Source organism: Allohoeflea poritis (assembly GCF_027889715.1).
In the GTDB taxonomy this organism is placed as follows: domain Bacteria; phylum Pseudomonadota; class Alphaproteobacteria; order Rhizobiales; family Rhizobiaceae; genus Hoeflea_A; species Hoeflea_A poritis.
On record NZ_JAPJZH010000006.1, the window covers coordinates 65,174 to 85,700 of the forward strand.

At 62.4% G+C, this 20,527-nt stretch carries 21 protein-coding genes and 1 tRNA gene; 11 read left to right on the forward strand and 11 right to left on the reverse strand.

What is annotated here, in order from left to right; all coding sequences use genetic code 11:
* The first annotated feature begins 240 nt into the window (after window positions 1-240).
* Window positions 241-591 (forward strand): hypothetical protein, encoded by a 351-nt coding sequence (locus OOZ53_RS11090; RefSeq protein WP_271089603.1) that lies wholly within the window; start codon window positions 241-243, stop codon window positions 589-591.
* Between the two features lie 11 nt (window positions 592-602).
* Here the strand turns inward: OOZ53_RS11090 and OOZ53_RS11095 are convergent, their stop codons facing one another.
* Window positions 603-1,019: an MAPEG family protein gene (locus OOZ53_RS11095; protein WP_271089604.1), complete on the reverse strand. Its 417-nt coding sequence runs from the start codon at window positions 1,017-1,019 to the stop codon at window positions 603-605.
* A 213-nt stretch (window positions 1,020-1,232) separates the two neighbouring features.
* Between OOZ53_RS11095 and OOZ53_RS11100 the strand changes: the two genes are divergently transcribed.
* The 7 genes from OOZ53_RS11100 to OOZ53_RS11130 all read left to right on the forward strand — a co-directional run bounded on the left by OOZ53_RS11100 (window position 1,233) and on the right by OOZ53_RS11130 (window position 8,557).
* A complete protein-coding gene (locus OOZ53_RS11100) occupies window positions 1,233-1,703 on the forward strand; it encodes a hypothetical protein (RefSeq protein WP_271089605.1) in 471 nt (156 codons plus the stop codon).
* Between the two features lie 108 nt (window positions 1,704-1,811).
* A complete protein-coding gene (locus OOZ53_RS11105) occupies window positions 1,812-2,576 on the forward strand; it encodes a helix-turn-helix transcriptional regulator (RefSeq protein WP_271089606.1) in 765 nt (254 codons plus the stop codon).
* A 106-nt stretch (window positions 2,577-2,682) separates the two neighbouring features.
* Entirely contained in the window at window positions 2,683-4,092 is a 1,410-nt protein-coding gene (gene iaaH, locus OOZ53_RS11110) for an indoleacetamide hydrolase (protein WP_271089607.1), read from the forward strand.
* A gap of 22 nt (window positions 4,093-4,114) precedes the next feature.
* The gene (locus OOZ53_RS11115) at window positions 4,115-5,272 is read left to right on the forward strand and encodes a substrate-binding domain-containing protein (protein WP_271089608.1); all 1,158 of its coding nucleotides are present in this window, start codon (window positions 4,115-4,117) and stop codon (window positions 5,270-5,272) included.
* 21 nt (window positions 5,273-5,293) lie between these two features.
* Complete coding sequence (locus OOZ53_RS11120; protein WP_271089609.1) at window positions 5,294-6,145, forward strand: branched-chain amino acid ABC transporter permease; 852 nt, start codon at window positions 5,294-5,296, stop codon at window positions 6,143-6,145.
* Complete coding sequence (locus OOZ53_RS11125; protein ID WP_271089610.1) at window positions 6,123-7,868, forward strand: ABC transporter permease subunit; 1,746 nt, start codon at window positions 6,123-6,125, stop codon at window positions 7,866-7,868. The genes OOZ53_RS11120 and OOZ53_RS11125 overlap by 23 nt, the downstream gene beginning before the upstream one ends.
* Window positions 7,865-8,557, forward strand: coding sequence for an ABC transporter ATP-binding protein (locus tag OOZ53_RS11130; RefSeq protein ID WP_271089611.1), 693 nt, complete (start codon window positions 7,865-7,867; stop codon window positions 8,555-8,557). Before OOZ53_RS11125 ends, OOZ53_RS11130 begins: the two co-directional genes overlap by 4 nt.
* Here the strand turns inward: OOZ53_RS11130 and OOZ53_RS11135 are convergent.
* The gene (locus OOZ53_RS11135; protein WP_271089613.1) at window positions 8,554-9,948 is read right to left on the reverse strand and encodes an MFS transporter; all 1,395 of its coding nucleotides are present in this window, start codon (window positions 9,946-9,948) and stop codon (window positions 8,554-8,556) included. The two genes, OOZ53_RS11130 and OOZ53_RS11135, sit on opposite strands and share 4 nt — an antisense overlap.
* A 3-nt stretch (window positions 9,949-9,951) precedes the next feature.
* Entirely contained in the window at window positions 9,952-11,454 is a 1,503-nt protein-coding gene (gene guaB / locus OOZ53_RS11140) for an IMP dehydrogenase (protein WP_271089615.1), read from the reverse strand.
* A 342-nt stretch (window positions 11,455-11,796) separates the two neighbouring features.
* On the opposite strand from guaB, the gene OOZ53_RS11145 reads away from it, so the two are divergent.
* Complete coding sequence (locus OOZ53_RS11145; RefSeq protein WP_271089616.1) at window positions 11,797-12,051, forward strand: FitA-like ribbon-helix-helix domain-containing protein; 255 nt, start codon at window positions 11,797-11,799, stop codon at window positions 12,049-12,051.
* Window positions 12,048-12,461 carry a type II toxin-antitoxin system VapC family toxin gene (locus tag OOZ53_RS11150; protein ID WP_271089618.1) on the forward strand — a complete coding sequence of 138 codons (414 nt, stop codon included), beginning with the start codon at window positions 12,048-12,050 and terminating at the stop codon, window positions 12,459-12,461. Before OOZ53_RS11145 ends, OOZ53_RS11150 begins: the two co-directional genes overlap by 4 nt.
* A 4-nt stretch (window positions 12,462-12,465) precedes the next feature.
* Here OOZ53_RS11150 and OOZ53_RS11155 read toward each other — a convergent pair whose 3' ends face one another.
* On the reverse strand, window positions 12,466-13,161 hold the full coding sequence (locus OOZ53_RS11155) for an RlmE family RNA methyltransferase (RefSeq protein WP_271089619.1): 696 nt from the start codon (window positions 13,159-13,161) through the stop codon (window positions 12,466-12,468).
* The gene (locus tag OOZ53_RS11160; protein WP_271089620.1) at window positions 13,158-14,696 is read right to left on the reverse strand and encodes a Ppx/GppA phosphatase family protein; all 1,539 of its coding nucleotides are present in this window, start codon (window positions 14,694-14,696) and stop codon (window positions 13,158-13,160) included. Before OOZ53_RS11160 ends, OOZ53_RS11155 begins: the two co-directional genes overlap by 4 nt.
* A 204-nt stretch (window positions 14,697-14,900) precedes the next feature.
* Between OOZ53_RS11160 and OOZ53_RS11165 the strand changes: the two genes are divergently transcribed.
* Window positions 14,901-14,974, forward strand: a tRNA-Gln gene (locus OOZ53_RS11165).
* Window positions 14,975-15,065: 91 nt separating this feature from the next.
* On the opposite strand, the gene OOZ53_RS11170 is transcribed toward OOZ53_RS11165, so the two are convergent.
* Genes OOZ53_RS11170 through OOZ53_RS11195 form a run of 6 tightly spaced genes read right to left on the reverse strand, consistent with a single transcriptional unit; the run spans window position 15,066 to window position 20,515 of the window.
* Window positions 15,066-16,139, reverse strand: coding sequence for a tyrosine-type recombinase/integrase (locus OOZ53_RS11170; protein ID WP_271089621.1), 1,074 nt, complete (start codon window positions 16,137-16,139; stop codon window positions 15,066-15,068).
* Window positions 16,139-16,375: a hypothetical protein gene (locus OOZ53_RS11175; protein WP_271089623.1), complete on the reverse strand. Its 237-nt coding sequence runs from the start codon at window positions 16,373-16,375 to the stop codon at window positions 16,139-16,141. The genes OOZ53_RS11170 and OOZ53_RS11175 overlap by 1 nt, the downstream gene beginning before the upstream one ends.
* Complete coding sequence (locus tag OOZ53_RS11180) at window positions 16,376-17,236, reverse strand: DNA adenine methylase (RefSeq protein WP_271089624.1); 861 nt, start codon at window positions 17,234-17,236, stop codon at window positions 16,376-16,378. It lies immediately after the preceding gene.
* The gene (locus tag OOZ53_RS11185) at window positions 17,233-19,560 is read right to left on the reverse strand and encodes a DNA cytosine methyltransferase (RefSeq protein WP_271089625.1); all 2,328 of its coding nucleotides are present in this window, start codon (window positions 19,558-19,560) and stop codon (window positions 17,233-17,235) included. The genes OOZ53_RS11180 and OOZ53_RS11185 overlap by 4 nt, the downstream gene beginning before the upstream one ends.
* Window positions 19,551-20,165 carry an MT-A70 family methyltransferase gene (locus tag OOZ53_RS11190; RefSeq protein ID WP_271089626.1) on the reverse strand — a complete coding sequence of 205 codons (615 nt, stop codon included), beginning with the start codon at window positions 20,163-20,165 and terminating at the stop codon, window positions 19,551-19,553. Before OOZ53_RS11190 ends, OOZ53_RS11185 begins: the two co-directional genes overlap by 10 nt.
* Window positions 20,165-20,515, reverse strand: coding sequence for a helix-turn-helix domain-containing protein (locus tag OOZ53_RS11195; RefSeq protein ID WP_271089627.1), 351 nt, complete (start codon window positions 20,513-20,515; stop codon window positions 20,165-20,167). Before OOZ53_RS11195 ends, OOZ53_RS11190 begins: the two co-directional genes overlap by 1 nt.
* Window positions 20,516-20,527: the final 12 nt, after the last annotated feature.

The window sequence follows — 20,527 nt, forward strand, 5'->3', positions numbered from 1 at the left end:
CATTCAATGGAGCCGAGCCATAACGCGGCCAGTCCTCAAAGGAAAGACGGCCGCGACCGAAATTGCCGGCTGCAATGCGAGCCACCGGTCTGACAAGTGACGCCTGCGACACAGTTCAGCCTTGCAAAATGCACATCCCTGCCGCACGGTCCAACCGGTTGTATAGATGCCAGAATCAACCCATATCGACGGTAACGGATTTGCGGTGGCCCGGCCGCCGCCAGAACAAGGAGCTTCAAAATGAGTGTTCAAGACAATCGGCCAAGCGACAAGGACATTGCCGACTGGACACAACGCCGCAACGAGCTCGCCGCCCGTCTCGAAGAATTCGAATATACGCCCGAGGATGTCTGGCTGAGGGACCTCGGCATTCGTCACACGGGGCCGATGGCCGCTGCCTCGAAGCAGCTGAAAAGCGGTGTGCCCGCCAATGACAATCTCGCCGCCGCCATGGAGGCCGCAGACCGGCATCTCAATGACAATGTCCTGGCCGTCGAAAAACAGGCGGAAGCCGACATTGCGCGGCTGCGCGACCTGATCAAGGGGTGCGTTACGGCGATCGACGACTGGATTGCTGCACACAAGGGCTGATACGGCCCCGTTCAGGCCCGCAGCAGTACCCAGGCCAGCCAAAGCCACAGGATTGCGTTGACGACATAGCCGAGAATGAACAGCGGCCGGCGCTTGCGCACATCATTGCTGGTGATGTGCACATAGGAATGGCAGATGCGGCTGACAACGAACACCCAGGCCAGGAAAAGCACCGGATAGTTGACGCCGTTGACCATGTAGAGCACGACGCAGACGATATAGAACAGGAACGGCAGTTCGAACTGGTTGATCAGGTTCCGGATCGCCGTCGCGCTGGGTTCAGGCTCGATCATCGGAACCTTGAATTCCGCCGCCCGCACCTTGCCGGCCCGCACCGCGCGTTGACGGCGCCCGGAGGCGATCACGTAGATTGCGTAGATCAAGCCGGTCTGAACGATCAGCGGCCAGAATATTGCGGTGTTGCTCATGGTTTGTCCCCGCTGCGAATCTCGTGCCAAACGGTAGAGCCATTCTCCCGGCGATGGAACAGCGTCCCTTGAGATAAAGCGGCAATAAAACCATATTTGAGTGATACGGAATGGTTGCACGGCGCAGGCGACCGTCCAGCACCCCGCTCAAGCGGCACCCTTCATGACGGCAGACCGGCGCTTGAGCACCCGACTGACAGGCGGAGATCCGGCATGTTCAAGAAGCTGTTTCAAGCAATCTTTTCCGCAGATCCGGTCAAGGACATGCACCGTTCCGTGCAAGCGAAGGATACGGCTGTACTCGATGGCGGCCTGACGCGAGAGGATTTCCTGCACCGCATGGAGGCATTTCAGGCCGAGTGCCAGAGCGTCTTCAATCTCGTGGGGCGCGCCAAGGAGCATGCGGCGACCGTCGCCGAAACCGGGCGGGTCGAACAGGCTTTCATCGATGAAGCCGAGAGCGCGCTCGAGGATGTTCAGGCGGCCGAGATAGAGATCGCCAATCTCAACGAATCCGCAGCCCATCTGTCGCAGACCCTGCTCGGCCGCCTCGACAAGACCGCCGACATGATCGCCGATGCCCACAGCGCGCTGGAAAGCGCGCTCAACGATATCCGCATGGCGAAAATCGATTTCAACTCCAACCGCGACGACGATGATGACGACGATTTCGACGGCGATTGACGCGCGGAAATCGCTTTCCGGCAAGGCCTCGTTCGGCCAGCAAACAAGCCGAATTTGAAAACCCGGACCGGTTTGCTAAACTTTGGCAGGCAAGTCCGGAGCAAACACATGGTGAGCCTGACAGCAAGGGAAAGCGACCTGGTTTTCCGCATTATGGGAGCGTTGTCCGCCGACCACTCCTGCGATGCTTTGCGCAATACGATCGGCCCGATGCTGCTCGACCTTCTTGGTGCGCAATATTTCGCTTCCTATGTCTGGAGCGAAAGCAGCAGCACATTCGGCCACCGCATCGCGCTCAATATGAGCGACGACAATCTGAAAACCTACGAAAACTACTTTCAGTTCCGCGATCCGATCACCCCCCTGCTGCAAAGAAAGCGTCGGGCGACCGCCGTCACGGAGGTCATTTCCCGGCGCGCGCTTGAACGCAGCGAATTCTTCAATGATTTCCTCGTCCGCGACGGGCTGCATTACGGAATCAACTACTACGCCTATTCCGCCGGCCAGAATATCGGCGACCTGCGCATCTGGCGGGGCCGCGGCAAGGAGGATTTCTGCCGCCGCGACCTGGAAATCGTCGACGCGATCGGCCCGGCTTTCACCCATGCGATGCGCCGCGCCCTGTCGCGGGATCAAAACGGTCAAACGCGTATCTCACTGACCAACGCCATCGAAAGCGAAAGCACCCGGGTCCACCTGACCAAGCGGGAAAAGGAAATCGCCGCTGCAGTGATGCTCGGCAAGACGGATCAGCAGATCGCCGCCGAACTGTTCATCTCGGTCGCGACCGTCAGGACGCATCTGAAACATCTCTTCCGCAAGCTCGATGTCTCCAGCCGCGCGCAACTGACGCGGCGCATCGCACTCCACTAAGCCGATTTTCGCAGACAGGCTGCGCGCCAATATCCTCATTTATGGGGATACCGGTTCTGCGCTTCACCGGACAGGATAGGACAAAACGCATGGAGGAGATGCCGTTTTGTCACGCCCCGAACCGGTCGACCTGACCATTTCCGAGGCCCTTGCCGAGATGCGCGAGGGGAAACTTTCCAGTGCCGACTATGTCGAGGCCCATATCGAAAGGTGCGAAAAGCACGCCGGCCTCAATGCCTTCGTTTCCCATGATTGGGACGGCCTGCGCCAGGCGGCGCGCGCGGCCGATGAGACGGGAAAAGCCGGCGAAGGCCTGACCGGCATTCCCCTGGTGCTGAAAGACAATATCAATACGACAACGCTGCCGACCAGCGCGGCCACCGGCGCTTTGCGCGGATGGACCGCCGCAAGCAACGCGCCGATTGCCGAAGCGCTCTTTGCGCAAGGCGCCCTGCTCGGCGCCAAGGGCAATATGCACGAGCTCGCATTCGGCATCACCACCAACAATGCGGTAACGGGCGCATCGCGCAATCCGTTCAACCCCGACATGATCCCCGGCGGATCGAGCGGCGGCGTCGGAACCGCGGTCGGTGCGCGGCTGATGCCCGGCGGCATCGGCACAGACACGGGCGCATCCGTACGTCTGCCGGCGGCGCTTTGCGGCATTGTCGGCTATCGCCCGACGGTCGGCCGCTACCCGGGGAGCGGGATCGTTCCGATCTCCCATACGCGCGACACGGCCGGCCCGATGGTCCGCAGCGTCGCCGATGCCCGGCTTCTCGACGCCGTGATGTCGGGCACCCGGTCATCCGGCGAAACGGCGGATCTGAAATCCCTGCGCATTGGCGTGCCGAAACCGCATTTCTACGATGACCTCGATCCGGGCGTTGCGAAAATCGCCGAACGGACGCTGGGCCTGTTGGAGCGCGCCGGCGCCCGGCTGGTGGACGTCGAATTGCCTGATATCGCCGCGTTGAACGATGCGGTCGGCTTCCCCGTCGCGCTTTACGAGTTCAAGGTCGATCTGGCGAACTATCTTGCCGAGAACGGTCTTTCGCTGACCCTGGAGGACATCCACGCCGGTGTCGCAAGCCCCGACGTCAAGGGCGTCATGGGCTCGCAGCTTGGCGACGAGGCCATTCCGGAAGCGCTCTACCGGCAGGTCATGAGCGTCGAGCGGCCGAAACTGCAGCAGGCCTACGAGACGTGTTTTTCCGAAAACGGGATCGACGTGCTCCTGTTTCCGACCGCGCCGCTGCCGGCCCGCCCCATCGGCGACGACGAGACGGTCGCGCACAATGGCGAGCGGCAGCCGACCTTCACCACCTTCATCCGCAATACGGATCCGGCCAGCAATGCCGGCATTCCTGGCATCAGTCTGCCGGCCGGCCTCGACTCAGACGGCCTGCCCGTCGGGATGGAGCTCGATGCACCGGCCGGTTCGGACGAAATGCTGCTCGCCATCGCCCAGGCCGTCGAAACGGTGCTCGGGCCGGGCGAAGCGCCAAAACTCTAAGAAAACAAGGGGAGTACAGATCATGGAACGCAGATTGTTCATCAAACTCGCGGGCTCCGCAGCCGCTGTCAGCGCCCTGCCCGCATTCGGCACCGCCTTGGCCGCCGACCCGGTCAAGGTCGGTGTGCTGCTGCCGCAATCCGGCCCGGGCGGTCTTTTCGGGCCGTCCTGCGAAAATGCCGCCAATCTCGCCGTTGCCGAGATCAACGGGGCCGGCGGTATATTGGGGCGCATGATCGAACCGGTTTTCGCCGATGTCGGCGGGCCGCCGTCCGACGCCAACCAGGCGGCGCTCAAATTGTGGAAGGGCGAGAAGGTCGAGGCCTTTGTCGGCATGCATGACAGCGCGGTGCGCGGCGCCCTCACCAATCTCTTCAAGGGCCAGGTGCCCTATATCTACACGCCGGTCTATGAGGGCGGTGAGTGCTCGGCGGGAACCTTCGTGCTCGGCGAGACGCCGGCGCAGCAGCTCGAGCCGGTCATTCCCTGGATGGCCGCCAACAAGGGCGCAAGCAAATGGTATCTGATCGGCAATGACTACAACTGGCCGCGCGATACGAATGCTGCCGCCAAGGGCTATATCGAAGCGTCCGGCGGCACGGTTGTCGGCGAGGAATACCTGCCGTTTACGGCGGACAATTTCGACAGCAACCTTGCCAAGATCAAGAGCAGCGGCGCCGATGCCGTGCTGATCACGCTTGTCGGCGGCGCCTCGGTCGGCTTCAACCGCGCCTTCGCCAGCTTCGGTCTGCCGGATACGGTCGTGCGCCTGGGCACGCTGATCGAGGAAAACACGCTCGCCGGTATCGGCGCGGAGAATTCGAAGAATCTTTTCTCGTCCGCCGGCTATTTCGCCAATATCGACACGCCCGCGGCGACCGCCTTTTCCGACGCCTATCACGGCAAGTTCGGCGCCGATGCGGCGGCGCTCAATTCGCTGGGGGAATCCTGCTATGAAGGCCTGAAGCTGCTGCAGGCGATGGCGGAAAAAGCCGGATCGCTTGACGTCGCGGAGCTGGAGAATGCGGCGGAAGGCACCAGCTATGACGGGCCGCGCGGCCGGGCGACAATGAGCGAACGGCACGTCTCAAGGGACATCTTCCTTGCCGAAGCGGATGGCGCCGGCTTCAAGGTCGTGGAGACTTTTCCCGCCGTCAGTGCCGGCAGGAACTGCTCGTAAACCGTTGGAAAGCCGACGCAATTGGACCTGATCCTCACAAACGGCATGAACCTCGTCTATGCCGTTGCAACCCTGGCGCTGATCGCGCTGGGGCTCGCGGTGGTTTTCGGTCTGCTGGGCGTCATGAACATGGCCCATGGCGAATTTGTCATGCTGGGCGCGTTCAGTGTCTATGTGACCCAGCAGGCCGGGCTTCCGATGCTGGCGGCTATCCCGCTGGCGATCGCGGTCTGCGCCATTGTCGGCTATCTTGTCGAATGGTCGATCGTCAGGCATCTCTACAGCCGCCCCTTCGATACGCTGCTCGCGACCTGGGGCCTTTCGATCCTGATGCGCAAGCTGGTCGAGGCCGGTTTCGGGCGGGACTACAAGAGCATCGACCAGGTGCTGCCCGGAACCGTCGATGTTTTCGGCATCGCCTATCCCTCCTACCGGCTGCTGCTGCTGGCCGTCATTGCCATCTTCTTCGGACTGCTTTTTGCCTGGTATCGCCGCAGCAATACCGGCGCGCGCATCAAGGCCATGGTTTCCAATCCGCAACTTGCTGCCGCCGTTGGCATCGACACGGCGCGGCTGGCGCGCATGACATTCGTCTTCGGCGTGTGCACGGCCGGCCTTGCGGGCGTAGCGCTTGCGCCGCTGGTACGGGTCGAACCCTATATGGGCATCGACTACCTCCTGTCGTCCTTCTTTATCCTCGTCGTCGGCGGGCTCGGATCGCTTGAGGGTCTCCTGATCGGCTCCTCGGTTATCGGCGGCACGGACACGGTGATCTCGACACTGTTCGCCAAGACCAGCGGCTATATGGCGGTGCTGCTGATTTCCATCCTGTTCCTGTGGCTGAGACCCGATGGCCTTTTCTCGCGCCGCTAGCGTTGTTGCCTTCGCGGCCCTTCTGGCGGTGCCTGTCGTCTTCGACATGTTCACCGCCTACCAGCTCGGGCTTTACCTGATCTTCGGCATGGTCGGTCAGGGGATCGCGCTGTGCTGGGGCCGGGCCGGCTTCCTGCCGCTCGGCCAGGCGCTGTTCTTCGGCATGGGCGCCTATATCGCAGGCGCCGCGCTCAAGAGTGCGGACGGCAACCTGGTGCTGCTTGCGCCACTGCTGGTGCTGGCGATTATCGTCCCGGCACTGCTGGCGGCGCTGGTCGGGCTTCTCGTCTTCAACCGGCAGATCGGCTCCGGTCCTTACTTTTCGCTGATCACGCTGGCGCTGGCCATGCTCGGCTTCCAGCTTGCCAACAGCGCCGACACGATCACCGGCGGCTTCAATGGCATGACCGGCATTCCGGGCCTGCCCGGCTTCGACAGTTACGGCAATCTCTATTTCGTCGTTGTCGGCGTGCTCGCTATTGTCAGCCTTGGCCTGTTCTGGCTCCTCAAGACACCCTTCGGGGTCCTTCTGTCCGCCACGGCGCAAAATGAGGAGCGGCTGCAATTTTTCGGTTTCAGCACCAGCGCCCTCAAGGCCGCGGCTTTCGGCATAAGCGCCGGCCTCGCCGGTCTCGCCGGCGCGCTCTACGCACCGCATCAGGGCATCGTCACGCCGCAATCGGTGGGATTTCTCCTGTCCGCCGAATTCGTCATCTGGACCGCGGTCGGCGGACGCGCCTCAATCGCAGGGCCGGTGATCGGCGCAGTGGTGATCGGGTTCCTTGCCTCCGAACTGCGCGACACGTTCCGCTACTGGGAAGCCGTGATCGGGCTGATTTTCATCGTCACCGTTCTGAAGTTCCCGCAGGGCCTGATCGGCCTTGCCGAACTGTTGAAGCGCCGGCTTTCGAAGGCCGACGGCAACACCGCCCGCATCCGCGATATCAACGCCCCCGCACGTGAAGCCGGAGGCGCTCCGGCGCTCGCGTTTGAAGACGTGCGCGTGACGATGGGGCCCGTGCGTATCCTTGACGGCCTCGATTTCCGCATCAACCGGCCCGGCATCCATGCGATCATTGGACCGAACGGCGCCGGCAAGACATCGGCATTCAATGCGATGACCGGCCGACTGCCGCTGACCTCGGGTGGCATCTCATGGCGGAGCCGTTCGCTTGCCGACCTCAAGCCTTTCCAAGTGGCACGCACCGATATCTCGCGAAAATTCCAGATCCCATCTGTTTTTCCGGAGCTCTCGGTCGATGAAAATCTGGATATCGCGCTTTGGGCCAACCGGACCGGCGTGAGCGACCTTTTCTCCATGCGGCCGCTGCGCTGGCGCAGCGATCTCTACGACACGCTGACCGAGCGCTTCCCGTTTCTGAAGGATGGTGGCGGCGGGATCGCCGGCTCCCTGTCGCTCGGCCAGCGCCAGATGCTAGATTTTTCCATGACCTACCTCACCGAGGCGCGCCTCGTGCTTCTCGACGAGCCCTGCGCCGGCCTTTCGGCGAGCGAGACCGGCGCGATGATCGATGCGATCGCCGCCATCAACAGCGATCTCGGTTCGACCGCGATCATCATCGAGCACGACATGCGCGTGGTCGAACGGCTGAGCGACCATGTCTTCGTCATGCATCAGGGACGGTTGCTCGCCGAAGGCGACATCGCCGCCGTGCGCGCCAATCCCGATGTGAAAGCGGTCTACAGCGGGGGCACGAAATGACGAGCCTCCTGAGGGTTGACGGGCTGGCGGGCGGTTATGGCGATGTGACGGTCGTGCGTGACGTGAGCCTTCGCGTCGATGGCGGTCAGGCCGTCTTCCTTGCCGGCCGAAACGGCGTTGGCAAATCGACGCTGGTCAAACTCATCGCAGGCCAGCTTGCCGCAACCGGCGGCACCACCACGCTGGACGGACGCGACATGACCGCCCTGCCCCAGCACGGAAGACGGCTGCACGGTATCGGCTACGCGCCGCAGGAGGGCGTCGTTTTCGACGATCTTTCCATCCTCGACAACCTGACGCTGCACTATCCGGACCGCGACCTTAACCGCTACGGCGACCTCTTCCGGCTGTTTCCGCGCATCGAGGAGCGCCTGCAGCAAATGGCGGGTACGCTTTCGGGCGGCGAGAAGAAGATCCTGTCCTTCTGCCGCGCGCTGGCCGAGGATACGCCGCTCGTCATCCTGGACGAGCCGTCGGAAGGCGTGCAGCCGGAAAACATCGACCGGATGGCGCGTGTGATCCTCGATCAGAAAGCCAGGGGCCGGGCGTTCCTGGTCGTGGAACAGAACCTGACGCTCGTCGAAGACGCCGCCGACCATGTCTATCTGCTCGACCACGGCGAATGCGTTTTCGAGACCGGCCGGAGCAATGACCTGCGGGAAGATCTGTCGAAGCGGCTGCAGATCTAACTGCGTGCACCGATAAACCGTATAGCGGCGAGCAGGCCGATCAGCGCCAGCGGCAGGCTCGCGATGAAAATCGTCCCGGCGGCAACCTTCAGCCGCTCCGGATCGTCGATGCCCGACGCATTGGCGACGATGCCGACAAAGGCTGCGCCAAGGGCAAATCCGAGCCGGTGCACGGTGGGCAATGCGCTGGAGACACGGCGGGTCTCCTCCTTCGGCGCGATGCCTGTCGCAAGGCGCAGAACGAATGTCCAGGCGGTGCCGAAGCCGAAACCGATCATGGCGGCGAAGACCGCCACAAGCCAGACCGGCCCCTCGGGCACCGCATAGATGAGGCCGGCAACGCCGGCCGTGATGATGGCCATGCCGGTCAGGATGAACATGCGGTCCCGCTGCGGCGGCTGGCCGGAAACGAGCAGCGCGGCGACGGTCCAGGCGATGGATTCCAGTGCAATGACATAGCCGGCGACCAGCACCGAAACGCCATGCAGGCTGGTGATCAGCAGCGGCACATAGATGGTGACGGCCGTCGTCGCGGCGGCGTAGCACATGATCATGACGATCGCGGCGCCGACCGGATTGAAGAAGCTGATCGGGCCTGGCGGCAACAGGCGGCTTTCGTCGTGACGCGAATCCAGCCACACGAAAAGCGCGAGACAGGCGATCCCCAGAAGCACGAAGATCGTGGTGCCGAGCGGCGCGACGTCGATGCCGGCATAGGCGACAAGCAGCACGCCGGCGCACAGCCAGGCCAGCCGCCGGATCGGAAAATGCTCCGCGCCCTCCTCGCGCGGCGCATCGCCTTCGTCCTTCTGCAGGAAGATCCAGGCGGCCAGGACCAGCGCCTGCAGGGCAAAGAACCAGAAACCGCCGCGCCAATGGGCAAACTCGACGAAAATGCCGCCGATCAGCGGTCCGGTGAAGGCCGAGACGCCCCAGATTGTCGAAATCGCAGCCATGACCCTTGGCACCAGACGCGGCGGGAACCGGACGGCCGCGAGCACGAAGGAGAACGCCATCAGGCCGCCGCCGCCGAGGCCCTGGAAAACGCGGCCAAGCAGCAGCACTTCCATTGTCGTGGCCAGCGCGCTGACCGCGCAGCCGAGCGTGAACAGCGCCCCGGCGAGCGCCATGGGCAGGCGGATTCCGTAGCGCATCGAAAGCAGGCCGCCTGCCGCGCCGACGACGATGGTGCCCATCTCGTAAAGGGCGAAGGTCCAGGGAACCAGCGCCAGGCCGCCAATATCGGCGACGATTGCCGGCGTCATGGTGGAGACGAGAAGCCCGTCGGCGGCGTGCAGCCACACGCCAAGGCAGGCGGCGATCAGCGGAGCGCGGTAGCCCGGCACGATAATCTCGCGCCAGCCGACACTCTCCTCCGCATTTTCAGACACGCGCTAGACGGCGCCCGGATAGTTTGGGCTTTCACGGGTAATCGTCACGTCGTGCGTGTGGCTTTCGCGCAGGCCTGCGCCGGAGATACGCACGAAGCGGGCACGCTCGTGCAGTTCGGCAAGATTGGACGCGCCGACATAGCCCATCGCCGCCTTCAGGCCGCCGCCGAGCTGGTGCAATACGGCAGCTACGGGCCCCTTATAGGGTACCTGGCCCTCAATGCCTTCGGGCACCAGTTTCAATGTGTCGCGCACCTCGGCCTGGAAATAGCGGTCCGCGGAGCCGCGCGCCATGGCGCCGACCGAGCCCATGCCGCGATAGGCCTTGAAGGAACGGCCCTGGTAGAGATAGACCTCGCCGGGGCTCTCATCCGTGCCGGCAAGGAGCGAGCCGATCATGACCGCCGATGCGCCGGCGGCGATCGCCTTTGCCATGTCGCCGGAATATTTGATGCCGCCATCGGCAATCACCGGGACGTTCCGCTCGGCCGCCGCCTCGACGGCGCTCAAGACGGCCGAAAGCTGCGGCACGCCGACACCGGCGACAATGCGCGTCGTGCAGATGGAGCCCGGCCCGATGCCGACCTTGATCGCGTCCGCACCGGCGTCGATCAGCGCCTTGGTGCCCTCCGATGTGGCGACGTTTCCGGCCATGATGCGCACGGAATTGGACAGCTTCTTGACCCGGGAGACCGCGTCGAGCACGCGCTGCGAATGACCGTGCGCCGTGTCGATGACCAGAAGGTCGATGCCGGCGTCGATCAGCCGCTCGGCCCGCTCGAAACCGTCCTCGCCGACGGTGGTGGCGGCGCCGACGCGCAGGCGGCCCTGCGCATCCTTGGAGGCATCCGGGTTGAGCTGCGATTTCTCGATATCCTTGACCGTGATCAGACCGACGCAATGTCCGTCAGGGTCGACGACCAGCAGCTTTTCAATGCGGTGCTGGTGGAGCAGCTTCTTGGCCTCATGCTGCTCGACATTCTCGTTGACCGTCACCAGCCCGTCGGCGGTCATCAGTTCGCTGATCTTCTGGCCGGGATCGGATGCAAAGCGCACGTCGCGGTTGGTCAGGATGCCAACCAGTCGGCCGGTGTTCTGGCCGCCGGTACCGCCGTTTTCCACCACTGGAATGCCGGAAATGCCGTGCGTCTTCATCAGCAGCTGCGCATCGCCGAGCGTTGCTTCCGGGCCGATGGTGACCGGGTTGACGACCATGCCGGATTCGAATTTCTTGACCTGGCGAACCTCTTCGGCCTGCTCTTCCGGGCTGAGATTGCGGTGAATGATGCCGATGCCGCCGGCCTGCGCCATGGCGATGGCGAGGCGCGCCTCGGTGACGGTATCCATCGCCGAGGAGATGATCGGAAGGTTCAGATCGATATCGTGGGCGATGCGCGTGCGGATGTCGGTCTCACCGGGCATCACCGTGGAATGGCCGGGCTGCAGCAGCACATCGTCAAAGGTAAGCGCCTCGTGTCCGGTCGCCGATTCGATAATGCGTACCATGGCCAATCCTCTAAGGTGTGGGAATGCGACGGCCCGCCGCTTCGGCGCCGCTGCAGTCTCGTTGATCGATCAGAAGTTGGCGTTGGCTGGTACCACGGAAAGGCGGCGAAGGGAACAGAAAAAGCAACACGATAGGTCGCCGGTCAGCAAGGCCGCACAGGTTTCATCGATCCGTCATATGCCGAGACGGCGCGGCCGCCGCAATAAGCGCAAATGAAACAAATGACGGATACGGAATCGCGTATTTCGAATCATGCAATCCATCTGCTGTCAAGTTTGATATTTGACTGCAATGAAAGCAACAGTATATATTGCCTTCGAAATCAGAGGAACAAGAAAGCAATGGCAACGCTGACTGTGCGAAATGTGCCGGATGAAGTCCATCGGGCTCTGCGTGTGCGCGCCGCCGAACATGGTCGGAGCGCGGAAGCCGAAGTGCGTGCGATCCTTGCGGAATCCTTGAAGCCACAGGAGCGTGTGCGCATGGGTGACGCACTCGCAACACTCGGCCAGAAAATTGGCATCGATGACGGCGAATCCAAGCTGTTCGACAAGCTCCGCGACAGAACGCCGGCAGAGCCGATACGGTTCGAATGATCGTTCTCGACACCAATGTCATTTCGGAGGCCATGCGACCGTCGCCCGAGCCAGCAGTACAAAACTGGCTCAATGAACAGACGGCGCAAACGCTTTACATGCCGAGCATCGTGCTTGCGGAATTGCTGTTCGGCATCGCGGCGCTGCCGGCGGGCAAACGCAAGAACAGGCTGGCCGACGCCCTCAATGGAATAACGGACCTCTTCGAAAAGCGGATTCTTCCCTTCGATGCGGATTGCGCAAAAACCTATGCCGATCTGATGGCCCGGGCGCGATCGCAAGGTTCGGCTGTCAGCGCTGCTGACGGGTATATCGCGGCGACGGCTGCCGCAAACGACATGACGGTCGCAACACGCGATTCCAGACCGTTCAATGCCGTGGGCGTCCCCGTCATCAACCCATGGGAGTGAACGCCTAAGTTCGCCCCTTGAACCCCTTGGCCAGCAGGTACATCTCGACCGATTCGGCGCGCGAGGCGGGGGGCTTGATGTGGATGACCTGCTTGAAATTCTTCTTCAGCATGTTGAGCAGATCGGCTTCCGTGCCGCCCTGGAAGGTCTTGGCGAGGAAATGGCCGCCTTCCTTCAACACATCGACGGCAAACCAGGCTGCAACCTCGCACAGATGCATGGTGCGCAGATGGTCGGTGCGGCGGTGGCCGGTGGTGGGCGCGGCCATGTCGGACATGACAAGGTCCGGTGCGCCGCCGCAGGCCTCGATGAGCTTTTCCGGCGCATCGTCGTCGAGGAAATCCATCTGCAGGAACTTCACGCCCGGCACCGGGTCCATCTCGAGGAAATCGATGGCGGCAACGCGCGGGTCCGCATCATTTGAATCGGTCACCTTGGCGGCGATCTGCGACCAGCTTCCGGGGGCCGAGCCGAGATCGACGATGCGCCTGGCCCCTTCGAGGATCTTGTGCTTGGCGTCGATCTCAAGGAGCTTGAAGGCGGCGCGGGCGCGGTAGCCCTCAAGCTGCGCGCGCTGCACATAGGGGTCGTTGATATGGCGCTCGATCCAGCGCCTGGAGGAAGCCTTGATCTTGCCGCGCTTCTTGACCTTCTGGCCGAGCTTGCGCCCGGTCCGGTTGCCGGAGGACGGTCCGCTCATGGGCGCTCGCTCCCCTCGCCCGGCCGCTCGCCGCGTTTCGGCCCCTGAGGGCGCTTGTAATAGTTGCGCCGGCCGCGGCCGCGGCGCCAGATGCCGTCGGCGGCCATCATCTCCGTCAGGAGCCCCTCGCGCAGGCCGCGGTCGGCAACGCGCAGACGCTCCGACGGCCAGCGGCGGCGGATTGCTTCCAGAATGGCGCAGCCGGCGAGCACCAGATCGGCGCGGTCGGAGCCGATACAGGGGTTCGACGAGCGGGCGTGGAAATCCCACGACAGGAGTTTTTCGGTCATGCGGTCGACATCACGGCTCGACAGCCACAGCCCGTCGACGCGCCGGCGGTCATAGCGCGGCAGGTCGAGATGCACGCCCGCCAGGGTCGTCACCGTCCCGGAGGTGCCGAGCAGGTGGAAAACACCCTGGCCGCCATTGCAGCCCGGAATCTCCGGGCAGGCGAAACCTTCAAGGAGGTCGGCGACTTCCTCGACCATATCGGCGAAAATCTTCGCGGTGACATCGCGGCCGCCGTGACGTTCGGAGAGCGTGACGACGCCGACGGGCAGCGATGTCCATGCGGCAATGTGGTTGGCCAGCCTGTTGGAGCGGCTGCCGGAAAGATCGATCGCGGCGATTTCGGATGAGCCGCCGCCGATGTCGAAGAGGACAACACCCTCGGTCTCGCGCCCGACCAGCGACGAGCAGCCGGAAACGGCAAGCCGCGCCTCGGTCTCGCGGTTGACGATCTCGAGATCGAGCCCCGTCTCCTCCTTGACCCGGTCGAGGAATTCCGAACCGTTCTTGGCCGCGCGGCAGGCCTCGGTTGCGATCAGCCGGTGACGGCGCACGGGCCGGTTCTTCATCTTGGTGGCGCAGACCTTCAGCGCCTCGACGGCGCGGTCCATGGCCGCCTGGGACAGTTCGCCGGTGGCCCCAAGTCCCTCGCCGAGCCGCACGATGCGCGAGAAGGCATCGACCACCCGGAACTGGCCGGGTTTCGTCGGCACGGCAACGAGCAGCCGGCAATTATTGGTGCCGAGATCGAGCGCGGCATAGAGCGGGCCCTTCGGATGGGGGCGCTTCTGCCGCCACGGATTTGAAGGCTGACGGGGACGTTCCTGCTGCCCGGCCGCCTGGTCGCGGCCATTGCCGCGCTTTGCCTGCGGTTGCGTGGATGGCTGCTTTTTCGGCCCGGCTTCGTGCCCGTCTCCTGCCGGCTTCCGGTCGCCCTCGGCGCGTCCGCCCTTGCCGCGGCGCGAGCGTCGACGCCGTCGGCGGTTTTTGCCCGATCCCTGACCAGATTCATTGCCGGATTCAGGCGCACCGTCCGGTGGCCGCGTTACAGCGGGGCTGTCATTGACCTTTTCGGAGCGCCGGGATTCGGAATCTGATCCGGTATCCCTCGCGGCGTCGGCGTCGCGGCGGTCTTCGCCTGCTGCGCCCTCGGCGCCGGGTCGAACGTTCAGTGCGTCCCCGGCCGCCTCGCCAGTTCTCAGCGCCCCTTCGCCGGACGCCAGTGCGTCCTCTTCGGGGTCTGTCACTTTATTTCCTGTCGCGCCGCGCCAGCAGGAATTGCGGCAGCAGGCGCTTATCTGTTGTGCGTTGCGGAAACTGTAACAGCGCTGTCATGGTTCGCCAAACGATTATTTGAATCGCCGTTAAAGCGGCGCGGAAATAAATTTTGCACCGCCATTTACATGGCGTTATAATTCTGGCTATAACGCCGCCGCGCCGGCGGCGCCTGCTGGGGAATAGGTTAACGGTAGACCCGCGGACTCTGACTCCGTTAGTCCTGGTTCGAATCCAGGTTCCCCAGCCAAGCCCTTCCAATTGATATTTCAGCGTATTTTCAAACGACATATTCAGTCCGTCTCAGGGGTTAGCCACTTCTGCCGCAAAGGTTAGCCAGTTTACTCGGCCCGTTTTTGCAGTTTCGTCCGTCTTCTGTTCACTTCCGTCTCAAAATCCTTGACCACTCCGGTCAGCTTGCGGGACCGGTTCGCACGCTTGGAATAGTGCTGCGCCATCGCCGTTGTGCGCTGCGCAAGCATGTCCGCAATCGTGCGATCGTCGTAACCCATCTCCGCAAGGATCGTCGCAACGGTGTGGCGCAGTCCTTTCAGCGTGAGGTCGGAGGGAATGAGCCCTTCCTCGACCATTTTGTTTCGCAGCTTCTGCCAGTTCTTGCGGAAGCCATCGACCGTGTATGGCTTGCCCTGCTGGTTCGCACCGACCGTGACGGCGGTATGCTCCTCCGCTTCGTCGATCGCCTCTTGCACCGGCGCCGGCAATGGTATCCAGACCGGCTCGCTGGTCTTTGCGCGTTTCGTGTCGATCATCCCGTCCTTGATCGCGGTGCGCGGCAACAGAACGGCATCTTTCGGGTCCAGCGCGCAGAACATCATCAAACCGAGGATTGGCTTCATATTTGCCGGGCAGCGTTTCCAGACAATTTCACGGGCTTCGTCCGGCCAGGGCCGGTTCGCCTGGGGCGCGTTCTTCGGCTGGCGCACTTTCTTGATCCGGAACGCCGGATTGCTCTGCATATAGTCGCGGTCCGCGCCCCAGCCGAACACCACCGACAGGACAGTCTGGGTGTAGTTGCCCCACTTGCGCCCCATCTTGGCAACGGCCTTGTCGCGGATCTTCGTCACCCGACCGCGCGTGAACCACCGCAGCGAGGTGTTCTGGATCGGCTTGAGATAGTCGAAAATCTTCTGGTAGTCGGCCTGTGTGCGCGGCGCAAGGTCGGTAAAGACGACGTCCTTTTTATAGTCTTCGATCAGCCGGCCGAGCGTGCCTGGCTTTGCATCGTCCTGGCCTTCATACAGGCGCCGGATTTCTTCACATCTCGCAAAAAACTGCGCCGATCCCATAGGGAACTTGTCGAGGTCGACGGGGATGCGCGACTTGCGGTGATAGCACCGTGGCTTTTTGTGGCGGTCCTTGTAGCAGTGGAACCCCTTGACGCGAACGAACGGCATCAGTTCAACCCCTTCAAGACATCTTCATCGCTGTCGGGCCGATCACCTTTCAGGCCCTCTATCCATGCGTCGAGATCACGCATGTCATAGAGTTTCTTACCATTTGGCATCTCAATGGGCGATATGCCCGTATAAACCGGGAACTGTCGGACGTTCAAACCGCAATACTCAGCCGCCTCGCGGACCGACAGCATGCGGCGCGGTGTGACTTTGACGTTGAGTGTTGCGGTTGCCATCTATCCGGTCCTCGTTTCTCCGAACAGTGGCATGTGTTCCGCTGTGAGCCGGTCCCATGCCAGCGGGTTGATCCAGAGCACTTCGACTCGCCGTTCTCCGCCCGTATGGGCGTCACGCTCGAGGCGGTGCCAGTCGGCAAGAAGATCGTCATATAGTGGGGACCGGTAGCCGCTGATAAGCACCATGCCTTCAACACCATGCAGAAAGTCGATCAGCCGCCCATGATCATCGTCGCTGTATTCGAACGAATACTGGTGGCGCGGTCTGCTCCGTGCATCCTTTCTGTCCCTTGTCGAGTGCAGATAAGGCGGGTCGCAGTAGTGCAGCGTCGTCGGACTGTCGTGCTGCCCCATGAGATCCAGTGCGTCCTTGTTTTCGATCACAACACCGCGCAGCCGATCGACAACTTCCGACAATCCCTTTGGCAGGTTCCGCCAGTCGTTTGCCGGTCCTGTCCCAGCGCGGTTCGAATTGGAACGAAAGCCGGACGAATTTTCGAGGTTGGAACCGGACCCGAAACCCATTGCACAGCGGACCACCATGCGCCTGGCACGCTCGAAACTGTCATCACAGGGCTGGTAGGCGCGATTGAATTCGACGCGAGCGTAAGGTGTCAGCGCCACGGCGCGTATGAGATCCTTGGCACGGTCCGAACGCAGGACCTCGAATAAATTCACGATCTCACCGTCGATGTCGTTCCAGACTTCGACATGACTACGCTGCTTTCGCAGCAAAACCGATCCACCACCGCCGAACGGTTCGACATAGCAACGGTGTTTCGGGAAATGATCGATGATCCATGGTGCCAGCAACCACTTGCCGCCATGCCATCGGACGACTGGGCGAGACGGTGCGTTCATGCTGCCTCCGCGAGATATTCTTCTGTCACCAGATGGGGACAGTTGGCAGCGACATGCGCCGCGGCCCATTGCGGAGACACAGAGTTTCCAGCACGGCCGATCTGATCGCTCTTCGTGAAACGGTTGCCATCATCGTCCTGGTCGATTTTGTAGGTGCGGGGAAATCCCTGTGCGTTAAACAGTTCGCGCGGCGTCAGCATGCGCAATCCGATATCGGCAATGACAAATGTGACACCCTGAATTTCGACGGTGACGAACTCGCCGCCGTTCCACACGCCGTGACTGCGCAGGAACTCGGCAACCTCCCGAGCGCGCGCCTCATGTTCCGGCCCGAACGGCGGGGCCTCGAGAGCAAGTTCCGCAAATCCGAACCGCGCCCGGTCCGTGGCAGTGTGGAGCGGTTCGTCGACCGCATGGCCAGCGGGCGCGGTGCCGTAATACTTCACCAGTGCCCCGGTAACCAGCGCCGACTGCCCGCCGCCGGCACAGACCGCCCGCGCCGGATCGTCTGCTGCACTAGCGCGGCGGCTGGAACCCTTGAGCGAAAGCATATGGGCAGCAACAATGCCTTGCGTGCATCCCTTCCCGACGATGGTCGATAGTGGCTTGCGCGCATCGTGGCCGGTAACCCCGGTGTTGTTCTGCACAAGGAAGGCCGAGGCCAGACACACGTCCGCCTTCGACGTCACCGTCGCCAGCGGTTCTTCACCGTTCCGTGGCCGACTTTGGGTAGCGCGGCCGCCGCAACCGACCAGGGTTGGAACAACGAGCGCCCGGTCCTGCGAATTGGTCACCGTGTTGTGCGGTTCGGTTACCGGATAGGCACGACGTCCGCCGCTGTCACCATGGGCAACACTCGCCATCAATGCGGTCACCAACGCGTGTTTCACGCCGCCGGCGACGACCGTGCCAAGCGGCTTCTCCGGATCAAGTGAACGCGGAGCCTGGCCTTTGCGCTCACCATAGCCGGTTTGCACAAGCGAAGCGGCAATGCAGGCCAGGCCAGCGCCGCCCGCCGTGACCGTGTGCGTCGGCTCTCCCGCACCCTGAAACGGCTTGGCGGCGTTTCGCATCGTCATCAGATGTGGCGCAATGACCTGGTTCTGATCTTTCGTGCTTGCCGTGATCGTATGAGCGGGGTCGGTCGCGGATCTGATACCACCACCCTGCTGTGCGTAAGCGAGTACAGCAGTCATCAAACTGCCCGGTGCATGACCACCAGCGGTCACCGTAGCAGCCGGTAGTTCCACCGACCGCACGCGTGGATCGTGACCCGGCTTTTCGAGATATCTCGGCACAAGCACAGGGGAAACCACCCCTAATGGGGCAGCCCCGCCCGGACGTTTCACGAATGAATTGGCCGTCACGGTGGGAACAGGTTCATCCACGGGGCTGCCCGTTGCGCCTGAATTGAAACGGGCGATGGACGGCACTGCAACCGCTTTCTCTCCCCGATTGGCGCCGGTGACGGTCCGCAGCGGCTCACTGACGCTTTCAGTTCTCGCGCCGTGGGTGAGCGTGACGATGTAGGGCTCGAGCGCGTCCAGCACATAGCGCTTGATACCGCGCGCCGTGCGGGCGCCGGTGTTGTGCGCCAATGGGCGCACCGCCCGAAGTCCGTGCTTTTCCCAGATCTGCTCCTTGGTATCGAAAATCGACGGGCAGATGATGGTCCAATCGATCACATCCTCGGCCGCAGTTCTCCATTCAAGCAGTTTGCCGGCCTGTACATCCCTTGTCTTCGGATCGCCATGTGTCGCCTTCGGGAACACGGGCTGTGCCAATCGGCTCGCGATGATTGCGAGGCGTTTGCGAATTGTCGGCGCACCGTAGCTAAATGCGCGGCTTTCCCGCCAGGCGACACGATATCCGGCTTTCTTGAGGCGCTTCACCCAGTCGTCAAACGTCTGTCCCGACAACTCCTTGATCGGCGTTCCGTCCTCATAGAGCGGACCCCATGTGCGGAATTCCTCGACGTTCTCAACCGCGATAACGTCGGGCTTGCGCTTTTCGGCCCAATCGACAACGACCCAGGCCAGATCACGAATGTTGCGCTCTTTCGGTTTGCCGCCCTTCGCTTTCGAGAAGTGCTTGCAATCGGGGCTGGCCCATAGAAGGTCGACAGGCTCACCGGGGCGCACATCTAGCGGATCAACGGCCCATATGTCGTTGCAGAAGTGCTCTGTATCGGGATGGTTCGCCTTGTGCATCGCAATGGCGATGGGATCGTGGTTGATCGCAACGTCCGGCGAGCGGCCAAGCGCCATCTCGATACCCAAAGAGGCACCCCCGCCCCCGGCAAACAGATCGACTATCAGGCCCATGCGTCCTCCGTCTTGAACTTTTCCAACTCATTGCCCCAGACCGACCAACCCGGACGTCTGGTACGTGAAAACAGGTCGCAGAGCCTTGCGTCTGGTCCTGCGTACTCCTCGCAGCGCTCGTAGAATTCATCGGGCTTGCGGCTATGCTCGCGCCTCGGTTCTATGATCTGCTGCCTGACTGCCTTGGAGTGGCGGCGTGGACTGCCACGCCGACCGAGAACCACATACTCGGCGTTCTGGCGGGTGGTGTGTCCCGGCCCCATGAAGAAGTCGAACGGTCCGATGGGCTGGAAGAACCGGCCCTGCAGGCTCTTCTTGTTGACCTTGAGCCAGACAAACGCCATCGACGATGGCTTGAAGCCCCAAGCCTTCAAAACTGGTAGATGCGCGCCCTGTACCAGCAAGGGACCCGTGATCCACAGCATCAGGTGGCAGTCCCGCGCGGCTATGTCCTTGACAGGGAGCGCGCAAATCTGGTCGAGCGTGAGTGTCTTGTAGTGGCGCTCCGGGGACCGTCCGAGCCCCTTCGCCGACCATGCCTTGAACATCCAGGCACAGTCGGCGGCAATGAGATCGAACGGTCCTTTTGGGAGCGGCGCGAACATCAGGCGGCTATCATCTCGACGGTCTTGATGACGGTGCCGCGCTGCTTCGGGTCCTTGATCCTTTCGAAGGCCGCGAGGAGCCGCTGGTTTTCCCGGCTGAGGACTGCGCCGCATTCCACCGGCGTGTCGATGCCGTCGTAGAACCTCTTGATGTCGACTTTCATTATCTCCGCGAACTCAAGAAGCCTGCTGGCTGAAATCCGGTTGGTTCCCTTTTCATATTTCTGGATCTGCTGGAACGTGATGCCGGTGCGTTCCGCCAGCTTCTCTTGCGTCAAGCTGCGCGCAAGTCTCAACTGGCGCAGGTTGTGGCCGACCCTGACGTCAACGGGATGGGGAGTCTTGTTCATGTTCGTTTCCTT

What these genes read in the sequence shown, in the direction of transcription:
- OOZ53_RS11090 (WP_271089603.1), top strand. Translation starts at nt 241, where the DNA reads ATGAGTGTTCAAGACAATCGGCCAAGCGACAAGGACATTGCCGACTGG.
- OOZ53_RS11130 (WP_271089611.1), top strand. Translation starts at nt 7,865, where the DNA reads ATGACGAGCCTCCTGAGGGTTGACGGGCTGGCGGGCGGTTATGGCGAT.
- OOZ53_RS11195 (WP_271089627.1), bottom strand. Translation starts at nt 20,515, where the DNA reads ATGAACAAGACTCCCCATCCCGTTGACGTCAGGGTCGGCCACAACCTG.
- OOZ53_RS11115 (WP_271089608.1), top strand. Translation starts at nt 4,115, where the DNA reads ATGGAACGCAGATTGTTCATCAAACTCGCGGGCTCCGCAGCCGCTGTC.
- OOZ53_RS11100 (WP_271089605.1), top strand. Translation starts at nt 1,233, where the DNA reads ATGTTCAAGAAGCTGTTTCAAGCAATCTTTTCCGCAGATCCGGTCAAG.
- OOZ53_RS11180 (WP_271089624.1), bottom strand. Translation starts at nt 17,236, where the DNA reads ATGAACGCACCGTCTCGCCCAGTCGTCCGATGGCATGGCGGCAAGTGG.
- OOZ53_RS11170 (WP_271089621.1), bottom strand. Translation starts at nt 16,139, where the DNA reads ATGCCGTTCGTTCGCGTCAAGGGGTTCCACTGCTACAAGGACCGCCAC.
- OOZ53_RS11190 (WP_271089626.1), bottom strand. Translation starts at nt 20,165, where the DNA reads ATGTTCGCGCCGCTCCCAAAAGGACCGTTCGATCTCATTGCCGCCGAC.
- OOZ53_RS11105 (WP_271089606.1), top strand. Translation starts at nt 1,812, where the DNA reads ATGGTGAGCCTGACAGCAAGGGAAAGCGACCTGGTTTTCCGCATTATG.
- OOZ53_RS11095 (WP_271089604.1), bottom strand. Translation starts at nt 1,019, where the DNA reads ATGAGCAACACCGCAATATTCTGGCCGCTGATCGTTCAGACCGGCTTG.
- OOZ53_RS11145 (WP_271089616.1), top strand. Translation starts at nt 11,797, where the DNA reads ATGGCAACGCTGACTGTGCGAAATGTGCCGGATGAAGTCCATCGGGCT.
- OOZ53_RS11185 (WP_271089625.1), bottom strand. Translation starts at nt 19,560, where the DNA reads ATGGGCCTGATAGTCGATCTGTTTGCCGGGGGCGGGGGTGCCTCTTTG.
- OOZ53_RS11125 (WP_271089610.1), top strand. Translation starts at nt 6,123, where the DNA reads ATGGCCTTTTCTCGCGCCGCTAGCGTTGTTGCCTTCGCGGCCCTTCTG.
- guaB (WP_271089615.1), bottom strand. Translation starts at nt 11,454, where the DNA reads ATGGTACGCATTATCGAATCGGCGACCGGACACGAGGCGCTTACCTTT.
- OOZ53_RS11175 (WP_271089623.1), bottom strand. Translation starts at nt 16,375, where the DNA reads ATGGCAACCGCAACACTCAACGTCAAAGTCACACCGCGCCGCATGCTG.
- OOZ53_RS11150 (WP_271089618.1), top strand. Translation starts at nt 12,048, where the DNA reads ATGATCGTTCTCGACACCAATGTCATTTCGGAGGCCATGCGACCGTCG.
- OOZ53_RS11155 (WP_271089619.1), bottom strand. Translation starts at nt 13,161, where the DNA reads ATGAGCGGACCGTCCTCCGGCAACCGGACCGGGCGCAAGCTCGGCCAG.